Genomic DNA, 26359 nt, shown 5'->3' with positions numbered 1-26359 from the left:
TTAGATACAAGCAGAAATTCTCATTCTTAGTTGAAATTGGTATGAGTACGAACTAAAACCAATCGCAACTAGAGCGATTCTTAATTGTTTGCGAACGCAGTAAAGGCTGAAAGCCATTGCAGGCTGCCTGTGCTACAAATTAATTACGACTCATTTAGGATTGCTATATATTTTAGGAACTATATACTTTAAGAGATTGTTGGATTACACCTAGCAAATGTTTCAACTTGATGGGTTTGCTTAGATAATCGTTGGCACCTGCCGCTAAGCAGATTTCGCGATCGCCAGACATCGCTAGTGCTGTCAATGCCACGATCGGGATTGAGGTAAGTTGCGAATTGGCACGAATCTGACGAATTGCTTCTAGCCCATCCATCACTGGCATCTGAATATCCATCAGGATCAGATTTGGGTGTTGCACGGTAGCCAAGTTAACTGCCTCCAGTCCATTTCTGGCGAGAATGACACGATAGCCGCTACTTTCGAGATAGCTAGAGAAAGTGTCAATATTTGCTTGGTTGTCTTCTGCAATCAAAATTAGAGGACTATCGTTGGGTTCGGGCACTACGATAAGAACTGGGGTTTGCTTCACAGATGGATGCCGCAGTTTCTCTACAACGGTGTAAAGTTGTTCGCGTGTAATTGGTTTCACCAAGTATTCCGCCGCACCTAATGCCAGTCCATGCGATCGTTCGTCGATCACAGAAACCACCACCACTGGGATATCTTTGGTTTTGGGATGTGCCTTAAGTTGGGCTAAGGTTTCCCACCCAGATTGATTGGGTAAAAGGATGTCTAGAATAATCAAGGCGGGTTGGATTCGCAAGGTTTCTTCGATCGTGCCCTCTCCACGCGGATGAATGAAGGATTCCATGCCCAACTCATGGAGGTAGCGAGTAAACTGATCGGAGGCAGCCGTGGAGTCTTCTACGATCAAGACCAGATCGTTCTCTGGAGAAAGAGGTGGACGATAGGCTGGTAAGGGTTGGGAGATCGTTTCACTTGCTAGCTTTCGGAGCAACGGAATGCGCACAGTAAAGCAACTACCTTTACCAGGTTCGCTCTGAACCGCGATCGTGCCGCCATGCAACTCAACGATTTGCTTGACTAGGGTTAGCCCTAGCCCAGTACCCGCATACTTGCGGTTGAGACTGGCATCAATCTGCACAAAGGGCTTAAAAAGTTTGTCGATGTCTTGGGCGGCAATGCCAATACCCGTATCGATCACAGACAGGTTGAGTTGCTCGGTAGGCTCACCACTCGCGCTATTGGTTTCTGAAACTTCTTGCTTTACGACCAGAGTTACAGAACCACCTGTTGCTGTAAATTTAATCGCATTATTCAGCAAATTTAGGAGTACCTGTTTCATACGGCGATCGTCGCATAGGACTATGCCTAGATTCTCTTGAATGTCCGTATGCAGACCAATGGATTTCTGGATTGCTTGCTGCCTCACAAAAGCAAGACTCGCTTCACATAGTTGATGGACTGAAACAGCACTGATATCGAGTTCTAATTTACCTGCTTCGATCTTAGAAACATCGAGAATGTCATTAATCAATTCCAGCAAATGCCGACCGCTACGCTCGATCAAGGCGATCGCTTTCTGTTGCCGTTCGTTTATTTCCCCAAACACTTCTTCTTGTAAGCCCTCAGACATGCCCAAAATCGCATTGAGGGGCGTTCTGAGTTCGTGACTCATGTTGGCGAGAAACTCATCCTTGAGACGCGTAGCTTGGACGAGTTCGTGATTGATGGTTGTAAGATATTCGTTGGTCTGTTGCATCGCGCCTTGAAGTTGCGATCGCTCGATGCTGTAGCTAATTACCCGTTTGAGCAAGCGATCGTCAAATGTGCCCTTGACTAGGTAATCTTGCGCCCCTTCGCGGAGAGCTTTGAGTCCAATTTCTTCGTCATCTAGCCCTGTCAAGACAACGATCGGCAAAGAAGTTTGCACGGAGTGGAGGCGCGTTACCGTCTCTATGCCATGGGAATCAGGTAGGGAAAGATCTAAGAGAACGACATCAAAGGTTTGCTGCTCTACCAAGGCGATCGCAGATTCTAAGCGATCGACCGAAGTACTCTGCCAATTTTGAAAATCTGACAGGAATTCTTCTAGCAAATCGGCATCGGCTGGGTTGTCTTCTACGACCAATATCCTGACATTAGAGAGGGACATACGATTAGATTTGGTTGCTAGATATGACTACAATATGGGTAAGAGACTTGCTGCAATGATAAATTCTAAAAGCTTCATTGAGGTTTAGGTAGTCTAACCGCCACTAGCCAAAAGCCTTCAATTAATCGAACGACTTCAATGAATCGATCGAGATCGACAGGTTTGGTCATATAACAGTTGGCATGGAGGTTGTAACTTCGTAAAATGTCCTCTTCGGCTTCTGAGGTTGTGAGTACGACTACAGGAATGATTTTTAAATCTTCGTCGGCTTTGATCTCAGCCAGCACTTCACGTCCATCCTTTTTGGGTAGATTCAGATCTAGCAAAATTAGATCGGGACGAACAACTTCACGATAGGCTCCCTGTCGTCGCAGAAATTGGATCGCTTCTACACCATCCTGTACCCAATGCAAATGGTTTAAAACCCGACAATCGCTGAAGGTTTCGATCATTAATTCAGCATCGCTGGGTGAGTCTTCAACCAGGAGGATTTCAACGATTTCAAGATTGCGTGGAGTAGTCATATTTTGCATGTTAAATGGGTAGCGTAAAGTAAAAAGTAGAACCCTGTCCGAATTGCGACTCAACCCAGATTTGCCCACCGTGGCGCTCTACGATCTTTTTGGCGATCGCTAACCCAAGCCCCGTCCCTGGATATTCAGTACGAGTATGGAGTCGCTGAAAAATGGTAAAGATGCGTTCTGCATATTGAGGCTCAATACCAATGCCATTGTCTTTGATGGCAAATCGCCAATGATTGCCCTGTTGACTGGCGGCGATCTCAATTTCAGGAGTAGCTTTGTCATGATATTTGATCGCATTGCCGATCAGATTCTGGAATAATAGCAGGAGTTGGGTACGATCTCCAGTAATCACAGGTAAAGCACCACAATGGATAATGGAATGGCTTTCGTCGATCGCCATCTGTAGGTTTCGTTTGGTTTCTTCGACCAAAATATTGCAGTCTAGTTGAACTCGTTTTAATTCCTGCCTACCCACGCGCGAATAGGAGAGCAGATCTCGGATCAATTGCTGCATTCGAGTTGCACTATCGACCACATAGTAAATGTATCGATCGGCTTTCTCATCCAAATTGCCTTGATACTTGCGAGCCAGAAGCTGGGTGTAACTGGTAATCGTTCGTAGGGGTTCTTGTAGATCGTGGGAAGCAACATAGGCAAATTGTTCTAGCTCTTGATTCGATCGCTGTAAGGCTTCCGTCAGTTGCTCGAGCGCTTGGGTGCGTTCGCGAACCCGTTGCTCTAAGTTTTCGTTTGCCTCCCGCAGGGCATCTTCTGCCTGCTTGCGATCGCTAATATCTGTAATTGTGCCCACATAACCTGTAACGCGACCCTGGGCATCAAGTTCTGCAACAGACTGTCCAAATACCCAGGTCACCTTGCCGTCGCCTCTCTGAAATCGATATTCTAAACGGAAAGGACGTTTTTCTCGAGCCGATAGATACCACTCTGCTGAAATCATTTCTCGGTCCTCTATATGCAAGCTATTAGCCCATCCCATGCCCGATGCTTCCTTAGGACTCAGCCCCGCGATTTGACACCAACGCTCGTTGACATAAACACAATTTCCCTCTGGATCGGTGCGAAAAATCCCCACAGGTGCAGCAGAGGCTAGGGATACGAATCTTTGTTCGCTATCACGTAGAGAGGTTTCGGCTTTTTGTCTCTCAGCAAGCTCAGTTTGTACCTGTTGGTATGCCTCATTTAGCTCGATGGTACGTTCTATAACTCGGCACTCTAATTCAGTTTCGGTCTGCTTGCGATCGCTGATATCAATGCATGAGCCAATATAGCCCAGAAATTCACCATCAGGATCGAATCGCGGTATTCCTGTATTTAAGAGCCAACGAAATTCCCCATCAAACCGTCTGAGCCGATATTCCATCGAGAAACTTTGATGCGTATCAAAGACATTGACATAGGTATCCAAGTAAAATTGGAAATCGTCAGGATGAATACCTTCCGTCCAACCGTTGTGCAATTCTTGTTCCATCGTCCGTCCAGTAAACTCTAGCCAGGGCTTGTTAAAGTGGAAACAGCGCTTGTCGAGTCCTGCCATCCAAATCAAAACTGGCGCATTGTCTGCCAGATAGCGAAATCTAGCTTCACTTTCTTTGATTGCTGCCTCTGCTTGTTTGCGATCGCTGATATCCTGTACCAATGCCACAAAATAGTCTACGGTTCCATCTGCTAAGCGTAGACATTTCGCTGAGATGACGGCATCAATAATAGAGCCATCCTTACGAATAAATCGTTTTTCGAGCGAGTAATCATCGATTTCTCCAGCTAGAACGCGATTAAAACAAGCTAAATCGGCAACGAGGTCATCTGGATAGGTGATTTCAGTCCAAGTGAGGTGGGTCAGTTCTTCGCGCGGATAGCCAAAAATTTCACACAGGCGATCGTTGACCTCTAGCCAACCCCTTTCTGGTGAGGTGATAGCCATGCCTATCAGTGACTGCTCAAAGTAGCGGCGAAATCTGGCTTCGCTTTGGCGTAAGGCTTCTTCTGCCTGTTTGCGATCGCTGATATCCCACAATACTCCTTGAATACTGACGGTTGTACCCTCAGCATTTTTAACGGGTGCTACGTTGGTTTGTACCCAAATATAACTACCATTTTGATGGAGATGACGAAACTCATGACCCACAACCTTTTCACCCTTGGTGACAATCTGTTGCATATTGTCGCCAAGGGTAGCCCGATCGTCTGGATGGACTAGAGAAATAGCCGATTTGCCAATCCATGCCTCAGTTTCCCAGCCAAATAGTGTCTTAAACTGTGGCGAGAGGTAAGTAAATGTGCCTTTCAAGTCCGACGACCAAATTAAATCGTTCCCTCTTTCCACCAAACGACGAAATTTGGCTTCGTTCTCTGCTAAGGTTACCTCAAACTGCTTGCGTTCGGCTTCCAGTCTTACCCTTTCGCTAATATCCTTGGCAATTCCCAAAAAGCCTAATATTTCTCCATTTGAGGTGCGTAGGGCTGTCACGGAAAGCAAGACGGGAATTCTAGAACCATCTTTGCGAATATAAGTCCATTCCTCTTCGCTAACCTCTCCTAGCTTTGCCTTGGCGACAAACACCTCAAACCCAGGTTCGATAGTGCGTTGCAACTCAGTTGATAGACTGTGCGATCGCGCGATCACCTCATCTAGATCGTGAATAATCGCAGGGGTAACTTTACCAATAACCTCATCAGCTCTGTATCCTAATAGAGTTTCGGCACCAACATTAAAAGATTGAATGATGCCCTCTATATTGGTTGAGATCACCGAAAAATTCGCGCTGTCTAGAATCGCTTGTTGCATCAGCGAAATTTCTTCTAGCTTTGCCTCAGTCTGCTTATGACTGCTGGTTTTGAGAGCAGTGATATCTCGAATTACGAACAAGCACCGATTGTCTTCACTCTTCACCACCCGCACTTCTTCATATTGGATGCGATCGCCGATCTGAACCTGCTGCTCGTAGATCTGGGTCTCTCCAGTGTTTAAGGCACGATCTAGATAATGGAGGTGGCGTTGGGCTAGCTCAGGGGGTAAAAACTCGGACATCGATTTACCAATCGGATTGATGTCGGTATTGAGGATGTCGTGATGGCGATCGGGCGAAACATATCCCTGATAGATGCCCTCTGCATTGACCCAAAACATTAAGTCTGGAATGGCTGCCAAGATCGACGAAGGGATAGCATGTTGGGAATGCGAATCAGTCATCAGCATATCGATCTCGCTCCATCGGTTTCTTGAGATCCAGAAGCTAATAAGGCTCGAATGGTGGTGTTGAGTTGCTTTAACCTGACAGGCTTGGTTAAATACTCATTGGCTCCCACTTCTAGACAGGCTTCGCGATCGCCCGACATGGCAAGGGCTGTGAGCGCCACAATGGGAATGTGTGAGACTTTGCGATCGGCGCGAATGCGTCGGGTGGCTTCTAAACCATCCATATTCGGCATTTGAATATCCATAAGAATCAGATCGGGAACTTGGGCTTTGGTCAGGGCGATCGCTTCCAGACCATCGATCGCATAAATCAGACGATAGCCGCAATTTTCCAGATAGTCAGAGAGGATATCGACAGTTGCCTGATTATCTTCAGCAATCAGGATAAGGGGTAGCTTGACTGTAGGCTGAGCAATGCCCTCTGACTTGCTCGTTGAACTGGACGGAACAGATAAACCGCTTCCCCCTTCTTGGGAGAGAGAAACTGAGATCGAGGGTTGGGGGGTAGTGGGTTCAATCAGATTGCACAGGAGGGGAAGGCGCACCGTAAAGCAACTGCCTTTACCCAGTTCGCTTTGAACAGAGACAGAACCAGAATGGAGTTCGGCGATCTGCTTGACCAAAGTTAGCCCCAAACCAGTGCCTTCATACTTACGACTGAGCCCACTATCAAGTTGAACAAAAGGCTGAAACAGTTTATCTATATCGGTGGCAGCAATACCAATCCCTGTATCGTTCACCGAAAAGCAGATAAAACAGGGAACTATGCGCTTATTCTTAGGTGGAACTTCTGCTTGAGATGACTCTAGAGTTTCTTCTAGATAGACATTTAAGGCGATTTGCCCGCCCTCTGGTGTAAATTTGACAGCATTGTTGAGTAAGTTAATCAACACCTGCCGCATGCGTCGTTCGTCTACAGATATTTCGCCTAGGTCGTTAGCTAAATTAGTCTTAACCTGAATTTTTTTCTGGGTTGCCTGTTGTTTGATAAAGACCAAACTCGATTCGCAGAGGCGCGTAACCTCAACCTTTGAGATATCAAGTTCGAGTTTACCTGCTTCGATTTTTGAGACTTCCAAAATATCGTTAATTAATTCCAGTAAATGGTTGCCACTTTGTTCGATCGTCGCGATCGCTTGCTTTTGACGATTGTTGAGCGCTCCAAACACCTCCTCAAGTAGGATCTCAGACATTCCCAAAACCGCATTGAGCGGTGTACGCAGTTCGTGGCTCATATTAGCGAGGAATTCATCTTTGAGTCGGGTAGCTCGGATGAGTTCGGCATTAGAACGTTCGAGTCTCTGCTCGTATTCTTTTTGGGCGCGGATATCGCGCATCATTGACGAGAAAAATTCGACCTCTCCATTGGGGGCTTTATGGGCGAGGATCAGTTGAGATACTGGAACTTCCTGCCCCTCAGCATCTAATAAGACAGTTTCTCCCATCCAACTGCCCGTGGCGATCGCAGTGGGCAATCCCTCTTGCGTCACCAGATCCACGATTCTTTGGGGATGGTAATCTGTGAGATGGCGTTGGCGAACTTCCGCATCACTTTTTAACCCACAGAGTTTTTTCTTTGCCGTGTTATTCCAAATAACGTTACCCTTAGCATCGACAATACCAATATAGTCGGTGGATGCCTCTAAGATCGAAAGCAATCGATTTTGTTCTTGTTCTAAGCGCTTGCGATCGGTGATATCCTGAGCTGTGCCGATAATGAGTTTGACTCTCCCTCGATCGTCTCGACTAAACACCGTGTTGCGATTGTAAAACCAACGCCATTCTCCATTGGCATGTCTCATGCGATGTTCGCTATCAAAGATTGCTCCCTCTGGTGCTGCATTGATTTGCGCGTAGTAGGCTGGAATCAGGCTCAGGTCATCTGGGTGCACAATATTTTGATTCAAGTTGTTGCCCATACTCTGAATCTCTTTAGCCGTATAACCAAGGGTAGACATAATCTCACGATTGGCATATACATTTCGCTCCTCTTGGACATCGTAGAGATAGAGAATATTGGGCGAAGAATCCGCAATTTGCTGAACCAATTGTTGGCTTTTTTGAAGTTCTACCTCTGCCAGTTTGAGATCGCTAATATCGGCAAAATACCCAACAATTTCTATGGGCACACCGCGATCGTCGCGCACCAATTTCAATTCATCCCGCATCCATCGGTAGCTGCCATCTTTATGCAAGAAACGATATTCGTGAATATAATGTCCCTGCTCGAACAGGTTGGCTAAGCCTGCAAAAATTCTGGATGCATCCTCTGGATGAATGTGCGTCGTCCAAAAATTGGAATCCCGTAAAAATTCTTCAGGAGAGTAGCCAGTAATGCCTAAAATATTCTCACTCATGAAAGTAGTACCATAATTACCTTCAGAGGAACAAGCATAGATCGCTGCGGGACTAGACGAAAGCACAAATTGCAAGCGCTCTCGCAATACTTGATTCTCGATTTCATTGCGTCTGCGATCGGTCACATCACGAAAAATTCCCTGCGCGATCTGCTCGCCTCCCACTTCGATCAGGCTAGCAGTAATTTCCACGGGAACTTGTTTACCGTCTTTTCTCAAAGCGATACTACTCAATAGCGAACCCACGCCATGTAGCTTAACTTCCGAGAAATGAGCTTTTGCTGTTTCTAGAGCCTCGGGTGGATGAATTTGGCTCATATGTAATTGTGTCAATTCGTCGCGCGGATAGCCTAACATTTCTTCGGCTTTTTGATTTGCCGCAATTAAATTTCCCTTTATGTCTGCGAGCAAAATCGCATCGCTGGCTCCATTCATCAGCGCTTGATAGCGTTGCTGACTTTCCAAAAGCTCGGCAGTGCGTTCCTCAACCTTGCCCTCCAGTTCTAGATTGAGTTTGTATAGGGCTGCTTCAGCTTTTTGGCGTTCAAAAAGTTCTATTTGGGCTTTTTGGTAAGCCGTAGCCTGTTGAATCGCGATCGCCAATTGTATGGAAATCTCATTGAGTAAGGTCAGTTCTTCAGGCAGCCAAGACCGATAATCAGTACATTGGTGACCGATGAGTAGACCCCATAACTTGCCAGACACCAAAATGGGAACCACAAGATTTGCTTTAACTTGATATTGCTCGAGCAAGTTTAGGTGACATGGCGTGTAGTCTGTATCGTAAATATTCCCGACGGCAAGATTGCGTCCAGAAGCAAATAGTTCTTGGGCTTGGGCTTGAAAGCAAGAATCTTTGATTTGATTTGAGAGCGATTTTCTCCAGCCCTCACCGACAGACTCAGCAACAATAGTTCCACTCCAATCTGGTTCAAATTGAAACACGATAATCCGATCGCATTTTAAAAACGAACGAACTTCAATAACCGCCGTATTTAGGATATCCTGTAGATCGAGGGAACTATGAACGCGCTCGGAAATACGAACGATTAGGCGCTCTCGCTTTGCTTGCTCCTGTAGTTTTGCCGTGCGCGATCGCACCTGTTGCTCTAATTCTCGATTGCGGCTTTGTAGTAACTGTAGTTTTTCTGCCTCTAGCTGCGCTGTTTTTTGCTCCAGTGACTGCACGACGCGATATATTTCCATCGGGTTGAGTGCATTCAGTAAATTGCTCTGGGTGACAATTCCTAATAAATAGCCTTGAGCATCCGTGACGGCAATTCGGTTGATTCGCCGTTCTTGCATGAGCATTCGCGTCGTCCAAAGAGAAGTGTCTGGGCGAATGGAAAATACGGGCGCACTCATGACAGTCTGTGCTTGGATTTGGGCAAAGTTCAGTTCTAAGGCAAGAAATTGAACGATATCGCGCTCGGTGACGATGCCAATAGGAAGCAGGCGATCGCGATCGCCTGGCTCGACCAAAAACACCGAACTGACTCGATGCGCGGTCATGCGTTGGGAAAGCTCAAGAATTGATGCCGTTGGCTCCGCATGAATGACCTCTTTACCCATCACATCCGCCGCCGTTCGCAAATGCAAAAGATCGACGGGACGCAAGATTTGGCGTAGGCTCTCTTGGGTAATTAGCCCTGTAACCTGTCCGCGATCGTCAACTAAGGGTAAATGCCGCAGGTGATGCAGTTGAAATAGACCGAGAGGTACAAAGATATCGGTAAATTCTGATTCTGGTAAAGCCATGACCGATCGCACCATAACCTCAGCGATCGTCACCTCCGATGGGTTTTTCCCTGACGAACCAAAACGAACCAAGTCTTGCTCTGCTAAGATGCCAACGAGTTGTGTATCCTCTAATACCAAAACGCAACTGCTTTGCGCCGCAGTCAATAAGAGGTATTCCTCAGAATCAACCTCGCAAGTTAACTCGCAAGTTGCTCCCCCTGCACTCATGATGGCGATCGCCTCAGCAACTCGCGCGTTTGCCGCGATCGTGAGAGGGTGACGGACGATCGCTGGCTCTAGATCGATTTGGGTAAGGTTAACTGAAGACATAAGCTAAGTAGACCCCCTCATTCACTACCAAATAGCTTCAAGTAGTTTAGAGTTATTTTACGATGTAGTGAAAGCTTTCAGGTTTTTATTAGAAACAGTTTTAGTGTAACTGAAATCGATTCAATCTTGCCGAACAATTTTGAATCAAAATTTTATGGTGTTTCCAGAATGGGTAAAGCTCCGAAAAACCAGTGAATATAAGGTAAAAATTCAATTCTTTCTTAGTGATTTCTTTCTTTAAATCGCTATTATTTTGCAGCTAAAAGTTCTATTATTTTGCAGCTAAAAGTTGTTGAATCGTTTCCACAATTTGTTTCGGTTTAGTCGGTTTAACAAGAACCTCATCTGACCCACCTAAGAGATATTTTTCGCGATCGCTGGTTATGTTTAAATCTGCGATCGCAACCGTCAGAATCTGAGTCAATGTGGGATTTGCTCGAATCTGCTAAATTGCCTCTAGCTCGCTTATTCCTGACGTTTGGATGTCAATTAATATCAGGTCTGGCTTCTGGGCTATCGCGATCGCCATGGACTCTTGGGCAGTTTTCGCAAAGATGAGACGATAGCCTTGACTGATGAGTATAGTTAGCGATGGTTTGATTAACGATATAGCCCACGCGAGCGGCTGCCAGCAAAATTAAAGGAATCGTCACTGGGCTACTCGGCAAGTTAACGGTTCCTATAGGGGTAGTTACAGAAGGAACGGATTTCCTGAACTTGACTTGGATAGGGCAGCCAAATCGAAAAGCAGTTTCCTTACTCCAACATACTTTTGACAGTTACACAGCCGCCATGCAATTCCAACTTCAGTTGCGTTTTACTTGGTGCTCAATCAATTCATCCGAGAAATCAAACTATCACCTGTCATAGTGATACGACAGACCAGATTAGAAGCAATTTAAACCCAAATTATTCTTATTCTTAAAGAAAAGATGACAGATACTGAAACTACAGCCGCAATTGACCAACTACCTGAGTGGAAAGTCGTTAACAGCAAGTTGAATAGAGCTTTCAAGTTTAATAACTTTGTCGAGGCTTTTGGCTTTATGACCAAAATTGCGTTTATTGCGGAGAAAATGGATCACCATCCCGAATTTTTTAATGTATACAACCGTGTGGTAATCGATCTAGCAACACATGATCTAGGTGGGATAGGTGCTCTAGATATTGAGCTAGCTAAAAAGATTAACGCTTTGTCAAATCACACCAAGTAATAAACACGCGGAATTCCAAAATCGGACTTTGAGCCAGAAGATGTGGCAGCAACAGATGTCCCATTAATGGAAGCAGTCTGATATCCCATTAGCTAAAACAGCATTCATTTTGTCACTTATTTCTTAGGCGAAATGAATGCGATTGAAACAATTATTCGATCGTTACTATTAAGTCAAGGAGATTTACTCATGCAGATAATCAATATTGGACTAACCGATACACAGCGACAAGGTGCGATCGATCTACTCAACCGAGACTTGGCTGACAGCTATCTGTTGTTGGTCAAAACCAAGAAATTTCATTGGGATGTGGTTGGTCCCCAGTTCATGACCTTGCATAAGTTATGGCAAGAGCATTATGAAGCGCTCACACTCAATGTCGATGTCATTGCCGAACGAATTAGAACCTTGGGTGGATATCCCGTAGGAACGATGGAAGGGTTTCTAAAAATCTGTTCTCTTAAAGAACATGCGGGTAAAATCCCTATGGCAACTGGTATGGTATCGCAGTTACTAGAGGATCGCGAACAGATTGTGCGAAATTTGCGCGAACATATTGAGCAATGTAGCGCCAAGTTTAAAGATGATGGAACCGCAGACTTTCTCACAGGTTTGATGGAGCAGCACGAACAAATAGCATGGATGCTGCGTTCTTTCGTTGAAGGTGAAGCGATCGCATCAAATGGCTTAACGCCAGAGCTAAACAAAAAGACGGTAGGAGTTTAACAACCTGCTTCAAGTAGCTCGTTGTTAAGCAACTATAGCGGTTTTCACTTCGGGACAAGTAGGGGATGTGGGATTAAACCCCTCTGTAGTGAGGTCTCAACTATATTTGTCATCTGAAAACCGCTATACATTGTCTGTAGCTTCTTTTAAATAAATTGGATTGAGATAACAATGAGCGATCGAATCAAAATATCTACTAACTTTGATGATAACCACTGGCGGCAGAATTATGGTTCTTGTCTTTATATTGAGAAAGGATCTTGCTATGAGAACTATCAATCAGCTTATCAGATAGGACATGAAGGATACGATCGCTATCCTGACAAAAGTTTCGACGAAGCAGAACTCGAACTAAAACTAGATTATGAAGCGCTATCGGCTCAAAAGGGCGGAATCAGTTTTGATTGGGACAAAGCTAAAGATGCAGTTCGAGATGCTTGGGATCGGGCGGGAACTACTTAATCAGATTTTTTCGCTAAAAGCTTTTGGACTACGGTCAGGAGTTGTTTTAGTTTAACTGGTTTTGATAGATATTCGTTAGCCCCTGCTTCCAAACATTTTTCGCGATCGCCCACCATGGCTAAGGCGGTCAAAGCAAGAATTGGAACTGTACTCAGCTCTGGAATCTTGCGAATTTCTAAAATTGCATCGAGTCCATTCATCTCTGGCATTTGGATATCCATGAGGATAATATCTGGTTTAGATTGACGTGCTAGTTCCACAGCTTCTAAACCATTTTTGGCAACATCGATCTGATATCCAAAAATAGAGAGATAGTTAGAAAAAGTCTCGATGTTAGCTTGGTTGTCCTCAGCGAGTAAAACCCTTTGCGGCAAAGTTTTCCCAGCCTCATCTGTCGAAAAATCCTCCGTTTGAGGAGACAGACTTTCCGTTGCATTCGATGGCGAAAGTTTTTGCGATCGCAATGAGGTCTGATAGGGTAGGGTAATGGTAAATCGACTTCCCGTTCCTAGGGTGCTTTCAACCATAACTGTCCCTTGATGTAGTTCCACAATACGCTTGACCAAGGCAAGCCCCAAACCAGTACCGCCAAATTGACGATTGAGGCTGCTATCAATTTGTACAAACGACTGAAACAACTTGGGAATATCTTCTGGGGCAATGCCAATGCCTGTATCTATAACATGAAATTGAATCGTGCTTGCAGTCATATCAAGATGGGTCTCTAAGCGTACCTTACCGCCCTCAGGAGTGAACTTGACTGCATTGATTAACAGGTTAATTAGCGCTTGGCGAATGCGAAGTTCGTCAACTGCGATCGCCTCAAGATTTGGTGAAATTTGCTGTCTGAGTTGAATGCCCTTTTTATGGGCAATTTGCTTGACAAAACTGAGACTAGAAATGCAAAGATTCTGAACGGAAGCTGGTGCAATTTGTAACTCCATTTTGCCCGACTCGATTTTGGCAAGATCGAGAATATCGTTAATCAGCTCCAGTAAATGTCTGCCACTGCTCTCTATGGTCGCGATCGCTTTTTTCTCTCTGGGGTTGAGTTCGCCAAATACATTTTCCTGCAAGCCCTCTGACATTCCCAAGATGGCGTTAAGCGGAGTCCTGAGTTCGTGGCTCATATTGGCAAGGAACTCGTCTTTGAGACGGGTAGCTCGGGCAAGCTCGGCATTGGAAATCGCAAGTTGCTCGTTACTCTCCATCAGTTTGATTTCTGTCTGTCGCCGCTCTGCCAATTCCTCCTGAAGTTGCTGGTAAAGATCTGCTTGTTGAATTGCGATCGCCAATTGACTGGTAAGTTGTTCTAGCAAGCTAACTTCCCAAGACTGCCAATCTTTAGGAGCAGAACACTGGTGCGCGATCATCAGTCCCCATAGCTTCCCTCCCTCTTGCACGATTGGGACGACCAATTTTGCCCGAATCTCAAAGTCAGCCATAAACTGAACCATACAGTCTAAAACAGGATCTCGATCGCGATCGGAAATCATATAGACATTTCCCTCAGCGTAACGTGCGTAGCAACTGAGAGGAAAGGCTTCTGGGGGAAAAGTAACACCCAAAACTCCACTCCAAGGTTCAACCACCGATTCTGTTACAACCTTCCCCGTACAATCGTCAAAAATCTGATAGACCAAAACACGATCTGATTGAATCAGTTGTCGCACACCATCTACTGTTGTTTCAAGAATGGATACTAGATCGAGGGAATCACGAATCCGTTGTAAGATTGAGACAAAGAACTGCTCTTTTTCTAATTGTTGCTTTAGAGTTTCTTCAATTTGCTTGCGATCGGTGATTTCTCTTGACACCCAAAGCACTAAGTCTTGAGACAATGGCGAAATTGTAGCTGAGAACCAAGTTTCATTGCCTTCTAGATCGAGGTTGTACTCCACATTAATCGGAGCATTCATCTCTAACGTTTGTTGAATATAGCCAACCAATTCATTTGCCTTATCGCGTGGAAGGATGTCGTATTCGGTTTTACCAACGATGCCTTCAGCAGAAATTACCAATCCAGAGGCTTTCGTATTTGCAACCTTTAAATATTTACCCTCTCGATCTTTCACGAGGACGAGATCGCTCATCGCACTAAAGAGAGTTTGCAACTCTAGCTCTGATGCCTGTAATGCCGCCTCTGTCTGCTTGCGCTGCGTAATATCTGACTCTGAGCCACTCATGCGAATGACGTTGCCGTTACTATCTCGCAAGGCTTTACCGCGATCTAAAACCCACATATAAGAGCCATTTTTATGCTGAACGCGATATTCCACCTCAAAAAATTCCGTATTCCCAGCGAAGTGATTGGCAACTGCCACCATGACGCGATCGTAGTCATCGGGATGGATGTATTTAAACCAATCTTCTAAAGCATTACTAATTTCTACTTCACTGTAACCCCGCATTTGCTTCCATCGGCTAGAGAGAAAGATCGTATTTGCGCGAACATCCCAATCCCAGATGCCGTCATTGGCACCCTTTAAAGCCAACTGCCAACGCTCTTCACTTTCTCTTAGGGCTTGGGTGCGTTTTGCCACCCTAAGTTCTAATTTTTGATTGAGTTGATAGAGTTCTTCTTCAGCTTGCTTGCGATCGCTGATATCGAGATGAATACCAATCATGCCCGATGGACGGTTCGTGGCATTCAACATGGGCTGCCCAAAAATATGCAGCCAACGAATTTTGCCATTGGGCAGAAGTACTCGATATTCTAGGGTGATGACAGAGCCGCTGGCGATCGCTTGACGGATGAAACGCTCGACGCGACCCCGATCCTCAGGATAGATGGCACTTAACCATAGGTCGTAGTCAGGCTCGATTGTATTCGGCTCGAATCCTAATAAATGGTAGTTCTCATCGCTCCAGATCAGCAAATTGTTTTCTGGGTAGAATTCCCAGATCCCAGCTTTGGCTGCACTCAGGGCTAGAGACAGTCGGTTTTCGCTTTCTCGCAGGGATGCTTCTACCTGTCTGCGGGTTGTAATATTAACCAGAGAAATCAGATGCGCGGGGCGATTTTCCCAAATGGTCAAGGAAGAATGCATCTCAGCGACCAAATGTTTTCCATTGGGCTGTAATAGTTCGATTTCGTGAAAGCCACCATCACCGATGCTTGGTATGCCTAATTGCTGTCCGAGTAGCTGCTCTTTGGTCTTGCCAAGCATTTGCTCGGTCATTAGATTGGTAAATAATATTTCTCCCTCAAAATCAACGACTAATAACCCATTGACTGTGTTAGCCAAGATGGTTTGCAATCGATCGTCTCGCTGTTGCAATGCCCTTGCTACTGACAGGCGATCGAACACTTTCTGAATCACAATCGGCAAGAGTTTGAGGTAATTAGGAATTTTAATGATGTAGTCCTGAGCACCCTGCTGCATCCAGTCAATAAGGGTGTCTTCTTCTCCTAAATCGACTTGAACAATTACAGGAATCTGTCGCGTTTGCAATTCCGAGAAAATTTCTAAAGTCGTATTGTTGCTAGGGCTGACCTCTAAAATGGCAAGATCGAAATCTCGAACCGCGATCGCTGCTTTGACCTCGTTAGCAGAACCAGCGATCGCATATTCATAAGGCAAGACAGCGATTGCGACAGATTTCTCAAATGTCGTGCGACTGGTAGCGCTGGCTTGGATGAAAAGAATCTGCATATTTTTACGCGATCTCTAGGTACTCCTACTATCCCCCATTTTTAGTTTTTATCGATCGTGACACTGAAAAATTCTCCCTCGAACGATACTTTCTTACCTAAAGAACTGATTTGCGATCAGCTAAAAGATTTCGAACGATCGCTAAGAGCTGTTTCAATCTTACAGGTTTTGATAGGTACTCATTTGCTCCTGCGGCTAGACATGCCTCGCGATCGCTAGATTTTGCTAATGCTGTAATCGCAATAATGGGAATATCCATCAGTCGAGGGTTGGCGCGAATCTGACAAATTGCCTCTAAACCATTCACTTTAGGCATCTGGATATCCATCAAAATCAGGTCTGGTGTTTGGGCAGTCGCAATCTCGATCGCTTCTTGTCCATCTTCTGCCAAAACAAGTCGATAGCCTTGACTCTCTAGATAGTTTGTGAATGTCTCTACATTAACAAGATTATCTTCTGCTAGCAAAATCAAATAGTCTGAGGGGTGATGCGTTTCGACAACACCTACCTGTAATGCATCAGGGGTGGGAATTGTTGGAACGATATTGTTCGCAGCCCCATCGTAGGGTAAGTAAACTGAAAAACAACTGCCTTTTCCAAGGATGCTGTTGACTGTAACATCTCCGCCATGCAGGTTGGCGATCTGTTTTGCTAAGGCTAATCCCAACCCTGTACCTGAATATTCACGACTCAAGCTACTGTCGATCTGCATAAAGGGCTTAAACAATTTACCAATATCTTTGGCAGCGATGCCAATGCCCGTATCCAAAACCGAAAAACGGATAGTCCAGGGAAATTCGGGTGTAGGAATCAAACAAACTTCATCCCTTTCCGAGCCAGAAGCTTCCAGCCTTACTTCCAGCGTTACTGTGCCTCCCGCAGGCGTAAATTTAACCGCATTGCTGAGCAAATTAATCAACACCTGTCGCATTCGGCGCTCGTCAACATGAATCCTTCCTATGTCTTGCTGAATATCTACATTCAACTGGATACCTTTTTTGAACGATTGCTGCTTAATAAAGTTAAGGCTAGAGTTGCAGAGATGTTTAACCGAAACGGAAGTAATTTCAAGCTCTAGTTTACCCGCTTCAATCTTTGAGACATCTAGGATGTCCGTAATCAATTCTAATAAGTGTCTGCCACTTTTTTCAATCGTTTCTATCACTTGACTCTGACGGGGCTCGATTTTACCAAATACACCGTCTTGCAAACCTTCCGACATTCCTAAAATGGCGTTGAGTGGCGTGCGGAGTTCGTGACTCATATTCGCGAGGAACTCATCTTTAAGTCGCGTGGCACGGGCAAGTTCGGCGTTGGCAAGGGTAAGCCGGTCGTTTGCTTCTCGGACTTGTTCTTCGGCGATTTTGCGATCGCTGATATCGCGAACAGTAACTAATACTTCGTCTTTACCACAGGGAGTGACGCGTACCTCTTCATATTCCAACTGATTGTATTTTTGGATTTGATGCTCGTAGATTTGTACATCTCCTGTAGCGATGGCGCGCTCATATACCTCTAGCTGATCCGCAAGGACTTGTGGCGATAGAACCTCGGCAATATGATGTTGGATTGGAACAAAGGATGTCTTTACAGGAGTTGAAGGCATCATACAGTCGATACAAGTACCATCTCGTTTTAGTCTCAAGAGCAGATCGGGCATGGCGCTGAGAATCTCTTGTTTGCGAGCTTCACTTTCGATTAACTCTGCCGTTCGTTCTTCAACTCTTTGTTCGAGTTCTTGATTGAGCTGGAGCAAGGCTGCCTCGGCGGTTTTGAGTTCGCTAACATCTCTGCCAACAATGACTATTCCCTTACGACTTCCATCACTATTAAAAAGTGGAACTTTCGTGACATCCATAATCTTAATGGAGCCGTCAGGCTGAGGGATTCTTTCCTCTAGGTAGCTAATGGTCTTAGACTGCCAAGCGAGCTCATCCGATCGCCCGCAATATAGGAGGGCATCATGGTAAAAATCGCTAAATTCTGCTAATTCCGCATCTGTTTTGCCCAAATACTGCACACCCGATAGCTGGAATATCCGAAGTCCTGGTTCGTTGCAGACAAGCCATTTACCTTGACTATCTTTTAAGTAAATTGCATCAGGAATCGCATCGATCAATGTACTGAGCCAATAGGTTTGATCTTTAAGGGCGTTTTCTATGCGTTTGCGATCGGTTTCGAGCCGTTTTTTCTCGCTAATATCCTGAGCTAGAGCGATGTCATAAAGAGGTTTTCCCTCTCGATCGCGCACGAGGGAAACACTTAACGATACCCAGATCGTCTGACCATTTTTGTGAAGATATCTTTTCTCTAGGTAAAAACTGCTAATCTCTTCTCTTAGCAGTTGTTGGTAACAGTTAAGATCGGCTTCTAGATCCTCTGCATAGGTGATTTCCTGAAATGTCAGCGATAGTAATTCTGCTTCCGAATAGCCTAAAATATTACAGAGATAGGGATTGACTGCCAAAAACCTCCCCTCTGGAGAAGCAAGAGATATCCCGATCGCCGCCGTTTCAAACATGCCTCGAAAACGTTCTTCACTCTCGCGCTGAATTTCTTCCGCGATTTTGCGATCGTTGATATTCTGAATGATCGCCAATACTTCGCTGTCATTCACCTTAACAATCTGTACTTCCTCATACTGCAGCCGATCGCCAATTTGATTTTGCTGTTCAAAATGCTGAACTTCTCCTGTCGTCAAGGCTCGTTCGATCAGGTGCAACTTGCGATTAGCTAGATCGGGGGGTAAGATTTCTGAAAGATGTTTGCCAATTGGGTCGCAATCCTCTGGAACCAGATCTGCCACGAAGTTCGTTGAGAAGTTCTCCAAATAGATACCTTCCGAACTAATGCGGTGAATCAAATTGGGAATTGCACCTAAAAGCGCTTGTTTCTGTAACTCGGTCTGACGTAGGGTTTCTTCTGCCTCCAGTTGGGACTTTCGTGCAGCATCGCGTTCCCGTACGAGAGCCTGTAGCTCGGCATTGCACATCTGCTCGACTTCACCGCGATCGCTCTCTAAAGAAGCGTTTGAGGTTTCTGCTTGGGCGATCGCCTTTAATAGACTAGCTTGCGAAATATTCCCTAGCAACTCACCGCGATCGCCCACCAAAGGCAAGTAGCTAATGGGATAGCGTTGGAACAGGTTTAAAGGCACGCATAGATCGGTAAATTCTGACTCTAGCAAAGTTACAGGCGAAGGAGCGATCGCGGCTGAGATGGAGATTTCTGCTAGATTTTGCCCAGACCCCAAAAGCTGAAACATATCTGTCTCAGTAAAAACACCCACCAACTGACGATCTGCTGATACAACCAATACACATGTTGAATTAACTGTTTTACAAATCGTATCAATCCTTAAATTACTTCTTGAATTAATCAAAGCGATCGCATCCATGACACTGGCATCTGAAGCGATAGTCAGTGGGTTGCGATCGATCGCTAGTTCCAAGTCAGTTTGGGCAGGATTAATTGCTGACATAGGCTTCGGTAGACCAAACGTTTACCCTGAATCTTTACCCTGAATCTTTACCCTGAATCTATGGATGTCCAAAATTATTATTTGAAACGTCGATTATGGTCACAACACCTCTCCTTAAAGCATTATAGCTCATGTAAAAACTTCTCAAACCAAAGTTACTAAAATTAATTCAGTATATTTTTATAAATCACCTAGTAATCTTCTCAATAAACCTAACCAATGTGGGGCAACCACCATAAAGATCGATTGACAGTATTTTTTGTTGGATAGGTATTCTGCCTTACAAATTTTAAGCCTGCAATTCTATCAAAGCCCAAATTACAGATTGTTGACGCTCCTGTTTTGTCAGACTATCCCACGATCTCAGTTATTTTGCTCGCAGAAAAATCTCCGTAAAAAGGAGCAAGGAACTGATAGCTACCCCTCCTACCTCAACCACTTGGATCTCGCTTATCGCAATGCCTTGGTCATTACTGAATCATGATACTATATGGTGAATTTCTACATAATTTTTACCTATAGAAATCCTAAATGAATTGTGATTTTTTTGTAGCCTAGGCATCTTGCCTGTGTGGGCTTTCAGCCTATACCACGTTCATAAGCAAGATAGGATTGTATAGTATTAAGAGCGTGAAATTAGCTGGTTAGAAGTCTGTATTAGATTACTTGAATAGAGCAATCTAGAAGTTACATAATTTATGGATCGATCCCTTAATAAGATATCCACGCATAATGGCTCTTAGTCTATGGTTCAAGAGAATACAAGTTATTTCAATAGAGTAGATTTGGAGTTTCCAGGCAGTCCTTTACCGCTCAATTCTCCTCTTTACATTCAGCGTCCTCCGTTGGAAGAACTTGTATGTCAGGAAGTTCAAAAGCCAGGAAGTATTATCCGCATTCAAGCGCCCCGTAAAATGGGTAAGAGTTCGTTACTCACGCGACTGATTAACCATGCCGAGACGCTGAACTATCGAATTGCTAGATTGGACTTTCAAGAAGCAGACGAAACCATTTTTAGTAGCTTAGACAAGTTTTTGCGCTGGTTCTGCGTGAATATCAGTCGGCGGTTGCACTTAAAGCCACAGCTAGATAATTATTGGGATGATGATATCGGTAGCAAGGTGAGTTGCACCTATTATTTTGAAGATTACCTACTCGAACAGGTAGGAATGCCCCTCGTGTTGGCATTAAACGAGGTCAATCTAATCTTCGAGCATCCTGATATTGCTAAGGAATTTCTGCCATTGCTGCGATTTTGGCACGAACAAGCCAAGCAAGTAGAAATTTTTCAAAATCTACGCATGGTAATCGTACATTCAACCGATGTATACGTGCCGCTCAAAATCCATCAATCCCCCTTTAATGTCGGTCTACCAGCCAAGATCCCTGAGTTTAGTTTAAAGCAGGTGCAAGAATTAGGGGAACGCTTTGGTTTTGAGTGGACAAACCATGAATCTGGTATCAAACAGTTGGAATCTCTTTTGGACATGGTGGGAGGGAATCCTTATCATATATCCCTAGCTTTCTATTATTTGCGGCGGGGAGAGCTAACCCTAGAGCAGATCGTGCAAACGGCTCCCACATCCACTGGTATTTATAAAACGCATCTACAAGAACTGTTGGTGAAACTGCAACAGGATGCCCTCTTAAAAGAAGCCCTTGGACAAGCGATCGCTTCCAACGCACCCATCGAGGTGGATTCCAGTATTGCTTACAAACTCAGCAGTTTGGGGGTTATGCAACTGCAAGGCGATCGGATTGCGTTCAGTTGCGAACTCTATCGACGCTACTTTCGCTCGCAACTGGGCTCTACATTCTCGGGAAAATCGCCCGATCGCTTGACAACAGATAGCGATGCTCGATTAAAAGCCTTAGAAGCAGAAAATCAGCAGCTAAAGAACTTGGTCGATACTGATGCCCTCACTCAGATTGCCAATCGTCGTCATTTCGATCGCTATCTCGTCATGAATTTGCTTCAGGCAGTACGGACATCAACTCCGATCGCCCTGATTTTGCTAGATATTGATGACTTTAAGTCCTACAACGATACCTACGGTCATCCTGTGGGTGATGATTGTTTGTCTCAGGTTGCCAGTGCCATTCATAACTGCCTCAAGCGTCCAGGCGATCTTGCCGCCCGCTATGGCGGCGAGGAGTTTGCCGTGATTTTACCTCAAACAGATACCGAGGGTGCTGCAAAAATTGCTGAAGTAATTCGGCTAGCGATTAGAAGCTTAGCCATCCCCCATATCAATTCTAGAGTAGGGGCTGGAATTGTGACTGCGAGTTTGGGTGTCATCAGTGCCATTCCCCATGCCGAAAGCGATCGCAATGGCTTACTTTTGACTGCTGATGAAGCCCTCTATCAAGCCAAGCAAGAGGGACGCGATCGCATCGTAATCGCTAACCTTCACGCCAATTCGATCGCTGAAGATGAAGATGAAGAAGATTGGGATCGTATTCTCACGCAACTTGAAGAAATCGATCGGCGAACGGGAGGAAGCTAAAGTGTCAAAATTAGAACCCTATGGGTTGAGCCATACGTGAGGCAAATCTATGTACTACCAAGTAGGTGGGAGTTTAACCAGTAACGATCACAGCTACATCGCTCGACAATCTGATACCGATCTTTACGAAGCCTTAAAGCAGGATGAGTTTTGCTTTGTGCTCAATTCGCGTCAGATGGGTAAATCGTCGCTGCTCGTTCGCACGCGCCATCGACTCCAGCAAGAAGGCTATGCCTGCACGGTTGTGGATATGACCAATATTGGCAGCGATAATATTACGCCATTGCAATGGTACAAAGGTATTGTCACTGACCTATGGCGAGGGTTTAAACCATTACGAAAATTTGATTTAAAAACTTGGTGGAATGATGAGAGCGATCTCCCTCTATTGCAACGTTTAAGTCGATTTATTGATGATGTCCTACTCAATGAACTACCCGATCGCAAGATTATTATCTTTATCGATGAAATTGATAGCATTCTCAGTCTGCCCTTTTCTGTAGATGATTTTTTTGCGTTTATCCGTTATTGCTATAACCAACGCGCGATCGATCCAGAATATAAACGTATCAACTTTGCCATCTTTGGTGTGGCGACACCGAGCGATCTGATGCGCGATCGCAAACGCACGGCTTTTAACTTGGGAAAAGCGATCGCCTTGAGTGGATTTACCCTAGAGGAATCGCAACCCCTAGCACAGGGATTGGTGGTGCAGGAAGGAAATCCCCAGATCGTACTTCAGGAGATTTTGAACTGGACGGGCGGACAACCCTTTCTGACGCAAAAGTTATGCCAGCTTGCGATCGGCTACAGTCAAGATGCGGTTAGCGGTAAACTCACTATCCCCCCAGGTACTGAAGCTTACTGGGTTGAAAACATGGTGAGAGAGAGATTGCTCAAATCATGGGAATCTCAAGACGAACCCGAACATTTGAGAACGATTCGCAATCGCATTCTCAACCATCGCGAATCTTCGGGGCGGCTGTTGGGCATCTATCAGCAGGTACTGCAATCTAGCACGGGCAATTCACCTGCCGTTCCTGCCGATGATAGCCGCGAGCAGGTCGAGCTATTACTATCGGGCTTAATCATCAAAGATAGCGGTCATCTGTATGTTAAAAATCGCATATATGCGGAAGTATTTAATCTCGACTGGGTCGAACAGCAACTGAATAATCTACGTCCCTATTCTCAAATGCTAGATAGCTGGGTACTCTCCGATCGCCAAGACGAGTCGCGGTTGTTACGCGGTCAGGCCCTAAGAGAAGCGCAAACATGGGCTCATGGAAGATGGTTGAGCGATTTGGATTATCAATTTATTGCCTCTTCGGTGGAGAGCGATCGCTATCAAGTCCAACAGGCTTTAGAGGCAGAACGAGCCGATGCTGTGGAGGCACAACTGATCGCCGCAAAAAGAAATGTACGCTTGCAGCGATGGTTTCTGGGTACAGTTAGCCTTGCGCTATTGGCTACCGTGGGTTTGGGCATTGCCACCTTTCTGCAATATCGCCAAACTCGGCAGAGCGAAGCCGCTGCTAAAATTAGTGCCGTTAAAGCTCGAACTAGCGAAATTGAAGCCTTAATCTCTTCAGCTTCGGGTAATTTTGATTCCCATCGTCAGTTAGAATCTTTACTCCAAGTGCTTGAGGCGAGAGCCAAACTTAAAAATGTCGGAGTTACCGATCTCGACCTAACGCAGAAAGTAAAAACTGTTCTGCGAAAAATTATGGATGGCATCGCTGCGACCAACATCCTGTCGATTGGTATGGGTGTGAAGGATGTCGCGATCGCTCCCGATGGCAAACTAATTGCTACGGCTAGTGTCGATGGCAGGGTTCAACTATGGCAACCTGATGGCAAACATATCAAGGACTTGTTAGGACATCGAGGCTCTGTCAATTCCATAAAATTCAATCGCGATGGCACTTTAATTGCTACGGCTTCATCAGATAGAACCATTAAACTCTGGCGACCCGACGGTACACTTGTGAAAACGATTCATGGCGATCTTCCCATGATGAAAGTTGAGTTTAGCCCCAATAGTCAACAATTTGTCTCTGTCAACAGCGGTCGCAAAACCTATCTATGGAATATCAATGGTTCTTTGGCTAGCGAGCTACCCCCAAGTTTACTCACTACATTCAGTCCGAATGGACAGTTTCTAATTTCCATTACGCTTGCTTTACCAAAAGACAAACGAGGTATACAAAAAAACGATCCCACAGCTCAAACAAAGCCATCTGATGGATTACCTCAACCGCCCAATACAAGATTGATGCGAGCTGATGGTAGCTTAATTGCGGAGTTTCCTACAGAAAAAGGTCCAGTTTTTGCCCTTGCTTTTAGTCCCGATAGCCAAACCTTTGCAACGTCTTCTGTGGATGGCAATGTGAGTATCTGGGATATCGATGGCAAACGGTTAAAACAATTTGTCGGACATGAATCGAAGGTGCAAGCGATCGCTTTTAGTCCCGATGGCAAATGGATAGCAACAGGCAGTACGGACAAAACGTTGCGCTTGTGGCAGGTAGAAGGTGGCTTAGATAAAAACCTCTACGGACACCAAGCAAACATTCAAGGGCTTGCCTTTAGTCCCGATGGCAAATGGTTAGCTTCTGCTTCTGACGATGGTACTGTGAGGTTTTGGCAACCCCATCGACCTTTATGGGATATCCTCTCCAGTCATACAGATTTGATTCCCCGCCTGGCATTTGCCCCAGACAATACCCAGTTGCTTTCCGTCTCAGTGGATATGCGGATGAACTTCTGGCAGCGTGAAGTGGGAGGAGATTTTAACCTCAAGCCCGATCAAAAGATTTTTGATGACTGGAAAGCGATTACTGGTTTAGCCTTTAGCCTTGATGGCAAGCAAATCGCTATGGCATTTCGAGAAGGGAAAGTTGAAGTTCGGCAACGAGACCGCTCGCTACAGCAAACGTTGGATGCTAAAACTGGCTTGAGGGGAGTGGTCTTTAGTCCTGATGGCACTCAAATTGCCGCAGGAGGGGGTGATAATACCATTAAACTTTGGACGAAAGATGCTTCGGGACAGTTTATCGATCTCCCCAAAGTGTTATCGGGTCATCAAGGTGCTGTCAATAGTGTTGCCTATAGTCCTGATGGAAAACTGATAGCATCGGCTTCAGGAGATAAGACAATTAAACTCTGGAATCCCGATGGCAGAGCGATTGCGACATTAACCGATCATAAGGCGAGCGTTACTACGGTAAAATTTAGCCCCAATGGTGATTGGATGGCAACTGCCTCTAGTGACAACACAATTAAGCTCTGGCGAAAAGATGGGACTTTTGTGAGAACGTTCGGCGATCGCGCCACAGGTTTAACCAACACTAGCCACTTAGCCAGCGTGACGGATGTGGCATTTAGTCCCGACGGTCAGCAACTCGCATCTGCCTCCTCCGATGGAACGGTTAAGGTTTGGCAGCTTGATGGCACGCTCGTGAGAACGCTAAAAGAACATGAGGGTTCGGTAGAGACTGTTGCTTTTAGCCCTGATGGTAAAGCGATCGCCTCGGCTGGCACCGATCGCCGCGTCATCGTTTGGCAGTTGGACAAAATTTCACAACTCGATGAATATACATTTGCTTGCAATTGGGTGCGAGATTATTTAAACAACAGTAGTGCGGTCAAACAAGAAGAGCGTGATTTGCTTTGCAAAGACAGTCCTTAGCAAGATTGTGGGCGAAGCATTCGCGCAAAGGAGTTTTCCCAAATATAGCAATTCTATCTTGCTTGCGAACGGGGTATTAAGCTGAAAGCTATTGCAGGCAAGATGCCTGCGCTACAAATAATACCAATTTCACTTGAATTTGCAACAGATCGAGGTTGGGAGCATCTCAATTAGGTAATAAGTAGAAATACTTAGCAAAGCAGAGTGGGATAATAGATCAAAGTTAAGCCCTATAAAACAATGAGTCCAGAAGACAAAGAAAGACTAGAAGCCTG

At 45.2% G+C, this 26359-nt stretch carries 13 protein-coding genes; 5 read left to right on the top strand and 8 right to left on the bottom strand.

What is annotated here, in order from left to right:
• Nucleotides 1-172: 172 nt before the first annotated feature.
• The 6 genes from ACP2WE_RS24525 to ACP2WE_RS24500 form a co-directional block, all read right to left on the bottom strand.
• A complete protein-coding gene (locus ACP2WE_RS24525; protein ID WP_425218145.1) occupies nucleotides 173-2179 on the bottom strand; it encodes a response regulator in 2007 nt (668 codons plus the stop codon).
• Nucleotides 2180-2253: 74 nt separating this feature from the next.
• Nucleotides 2254-2703, bottom strand: coding sequence for a response regulator (locus tag ACP2WE_RS24520; protein ID WP_425218154.1), 450 nt, complete (start codon nucleotides 2701-2703; stop codon nucleotides 2254-2256).
• A gap of 10 nt (nucleotides 2704-2713) precedes the next feature.
• Nucleotides 2714-5914 carry a PAS domain S-box protein gene (locus ACP2WE_RS24515; protein WP_425218144.1) on the bottom strand — a complete coding sequence of 1067 codons (3201 nt, stop codon included), beginning with the start codon at nucleotides 5912-5914 and terminating at the stop codon, nucleotides 2714-2716.
• Nucleotides 5914-10347: a PAS domain S-box protein gene (locus tag ACP2WE_RS24510; protein ID WP_425218143.1), complete on the bottom strand. Its 4434-nt coding sequence runs from the start codon at nucleotides 10345-10347 to the stop codon at nucleotides 5914-5916. The genes ACP2WE_RS24515 and ACP2WE_RS24510 overlap by 1 nt, the downstream gene beginning before the upstream one ends.
• A 271-nt stretch (nucleotides 10348-10618) precedes the next feature.
• A complete protein-coding gene (locus ACP2WE_RS24505) occupies nucleotides 10619-10771 on the bottom strand; it encodes a hypothetical protein (RefSeq protein ID WP_425218142.1) in 153 nt (50 codons plus the stop codon).
• 61 nt (nucleotides 10772-10832) lie between these two features.
• Nucleotides 10833-11015, bottom strand: a complete 183-nt coding sequence (locus ACP2WE_RS24500) for a hypothetical protein (RefSeq protein WP_425218141.1) — start codon at nucleotides 11013-11015, stop codon at nucleotides 10833-10835.
• Nucleotides 11016-11279: 264 nt separating this feature from the next.
• On the opposite strand from ACP2WE_RS24500, the gene ACP2WE_RS24495 reads away from it, so the two are divergent.
• The 3 genes from ACP2WE_RS24495 to ACP2WE_RS24485 all read left to right on the top strand — a co-directional run bounded on the left by ACP2WE_RS24495 (nucleotide 11280) and on the right by ACP2WE_RS24485 (nucleotide 12749).
• Entirely contained in the window at nucleotides 11280-11561 is a 282-nt protein-coding gene (locus ACP2WE_RS24495; RefSeq protein WP_425218140.1) for a 4a-hydroxytetrahydrobiopterin dehydratase, read from the top strand.
• A 189-nt stretch (nucleotides 11562-11750) separates the two neighbouring features.
• Nucleotides 11751-12287: a Dps family protein gene (locus ACP2WE_RS24490; RefSeq protein WP_425218139.1), complete on the top strand. Its 537-nt coding sequence runs from the start codon at nucleotides 11751-11753 to the stop codon at nucleotides 12285-12287.
• A gap of 171 nt (nucleotides 12288-12458) precedes the next feature.
• Nucleotides 12459-12749, top strand: a complete 291-nt coding sequence (locus tag ACP2WE_RS24485; protein WP_425218138.1) for a hypothetical protein — start codon at nucleotides 12459-12461, stop codon at nucleotides 12747-12749.
• Here the strand turns inward: ACP2WE_RS24485 and ACP2WE_RS24480 are convergent.
• Complete coding sequence (locus ACP2WE_RS24480; RefSeq protein ID WP_425218137.1) at nucleotides 12746-16405, bottom strand: PAS domain S-box protein; 3660 nt, start codon at nucleotides 16403-16405, stop codon at nucleotides 12746-12748. The genes ACP2WE_RS24485 and ACP2WE_RS24480 overlap by 4 nt on opposite strands.
• 97 nt (nucleotides 16406-16502) lie before the next feature.
• The gene (locus ACP2WE_RS24475; protein WP_425218136.1) at nucleotides 16503-19886 is read right to left on the bottom strand and encodes a PAS domain S-box protein; all 3384 of its coding nucleotides are present in this window, start codon (nucleotides 19884-19886) and stop codon (nucleotides 16503-16505) included.
• Nucleotides 19887-20632: 746 nt separating this feature from the next.
• Here ACP2WE_RS24475 and ACP2WE_RS24470 point away from each other — a divergent pair.
• Together ACP2WE_RS24470 and ACP2WE_RS24465 are read left to right on the top strand one after the other, a co-directional pair.
• Entirely contained in the window at nucleotides 20633-22393 is a 1761-nt protein-coding gene (locus tag ACP2WE_RS24470; RefSeq protein WP_425218135.1) for an AAA-like domain-containing protein, read from the top strand.
• A gap of 49 nt (nucleotides 22394-22442) precedes the next feature.
• Entirely contained in the window at nucleotides 22443-26084 is a 3642-nt protein-coding gene (locus ACP2WE_RS24465; protein WP_425218134.1) for a WD40 domain-containing protein, read from the top strand.
• Nucleotides 26085-26359: the final 275 nt, after the last annotated feature.

Source organism: Tumidithrix helvetica PCC 7403 (assembly GCF_965232925.1).
Classification (GTDB): domain Bacteria; phylum Cyanobacteriota; class Cyanobacteriia; order Pseudanabaenales; family Pseudanabaenaceae; genus Tumidithrix; species Tumidithrix helvetica.
The sequence above is the reverse complement of the archived record's forward strand: the minus strand, read 5'-3'. Positions and strand labels throughout refer to the sequence as shown.

Coding starts and splice junctions, on each gene's coding strand:
- ACP2WE_RS24525 (WP_425218145.1), bottom strand. CDS start 2,179: ATGTCCCTCTCTAATGTCAGGATATTGGTCGTAGAAGACAACCCAGCC.
- ACP2WE_RS24520 (WP_425218154.1), bottom strand. CDS start 2,703: ATGACTACTCCACGCAATCTTGAAATCGTTGAAATCCTCCTGGTTGAA.
- ACP2WE_RS24515 (WP_425218144.1), bottom strand. CDS start 5,914: ATGACTGATTCGCATTCCCAACATGCTATCCCTTCGTCGATCTTGGCA.
- ACP2WE_RS24510 (WP_425218143.1), bottom strand. CDS start 10,347: ATGTCTTCAGTTAACCTTACCCAAATCGATCTAGAGCCAGCGATCGTC.
- ACP2WE_RS24495 (WP_425218140.1), top strand. CDS start 11,280: ATGACAGATACTGAAACTACAGCCGCAATTGACCAACTACCTGAGTGG.
- ACP2WE_RS24490 (WP_425218139.1), top strand. CDS start 11,751: ATGCAGATAATCAATATTGGACTAACCGATACACAGCGACAAGGTGCG.
- ACP2WE_RS24485 (WP_425218138.1), top strand. CDS start 12,459: ATGAGCGATCGAATCAAAATATCTACTAACTTTGATGATAACCACTGG.
- ACP2WE_RS24480 (WP_425218137.1), bottom strand. CDS start 16,405: ATGCAGATTCTTTTCATCCAAGCCAGCGCTACCAGTCGCACGACATTT.
- ACP2WE_RS24475 (WP_425218136.1), bottom strand. CDS start 19,886: ATGTCAGCAATTAATCCTGCCCAAACTGACTTGGAACTAGCGATCGAT.
- ACP2WE_RS24470 (WP_425218135.1), top strand. CDS start 20,633: ATGGTTCAAGAGAATACAAGTTATTTCAATAGAGTAGATTTGGAGTTT.
- ACP2WE_RS24465 (WP_425218134.1), top strand. CDS start 22,443: ATGTACTACCAAGTAGGTGGGAGTTTAACCAGTAACGATCACAGCTAC.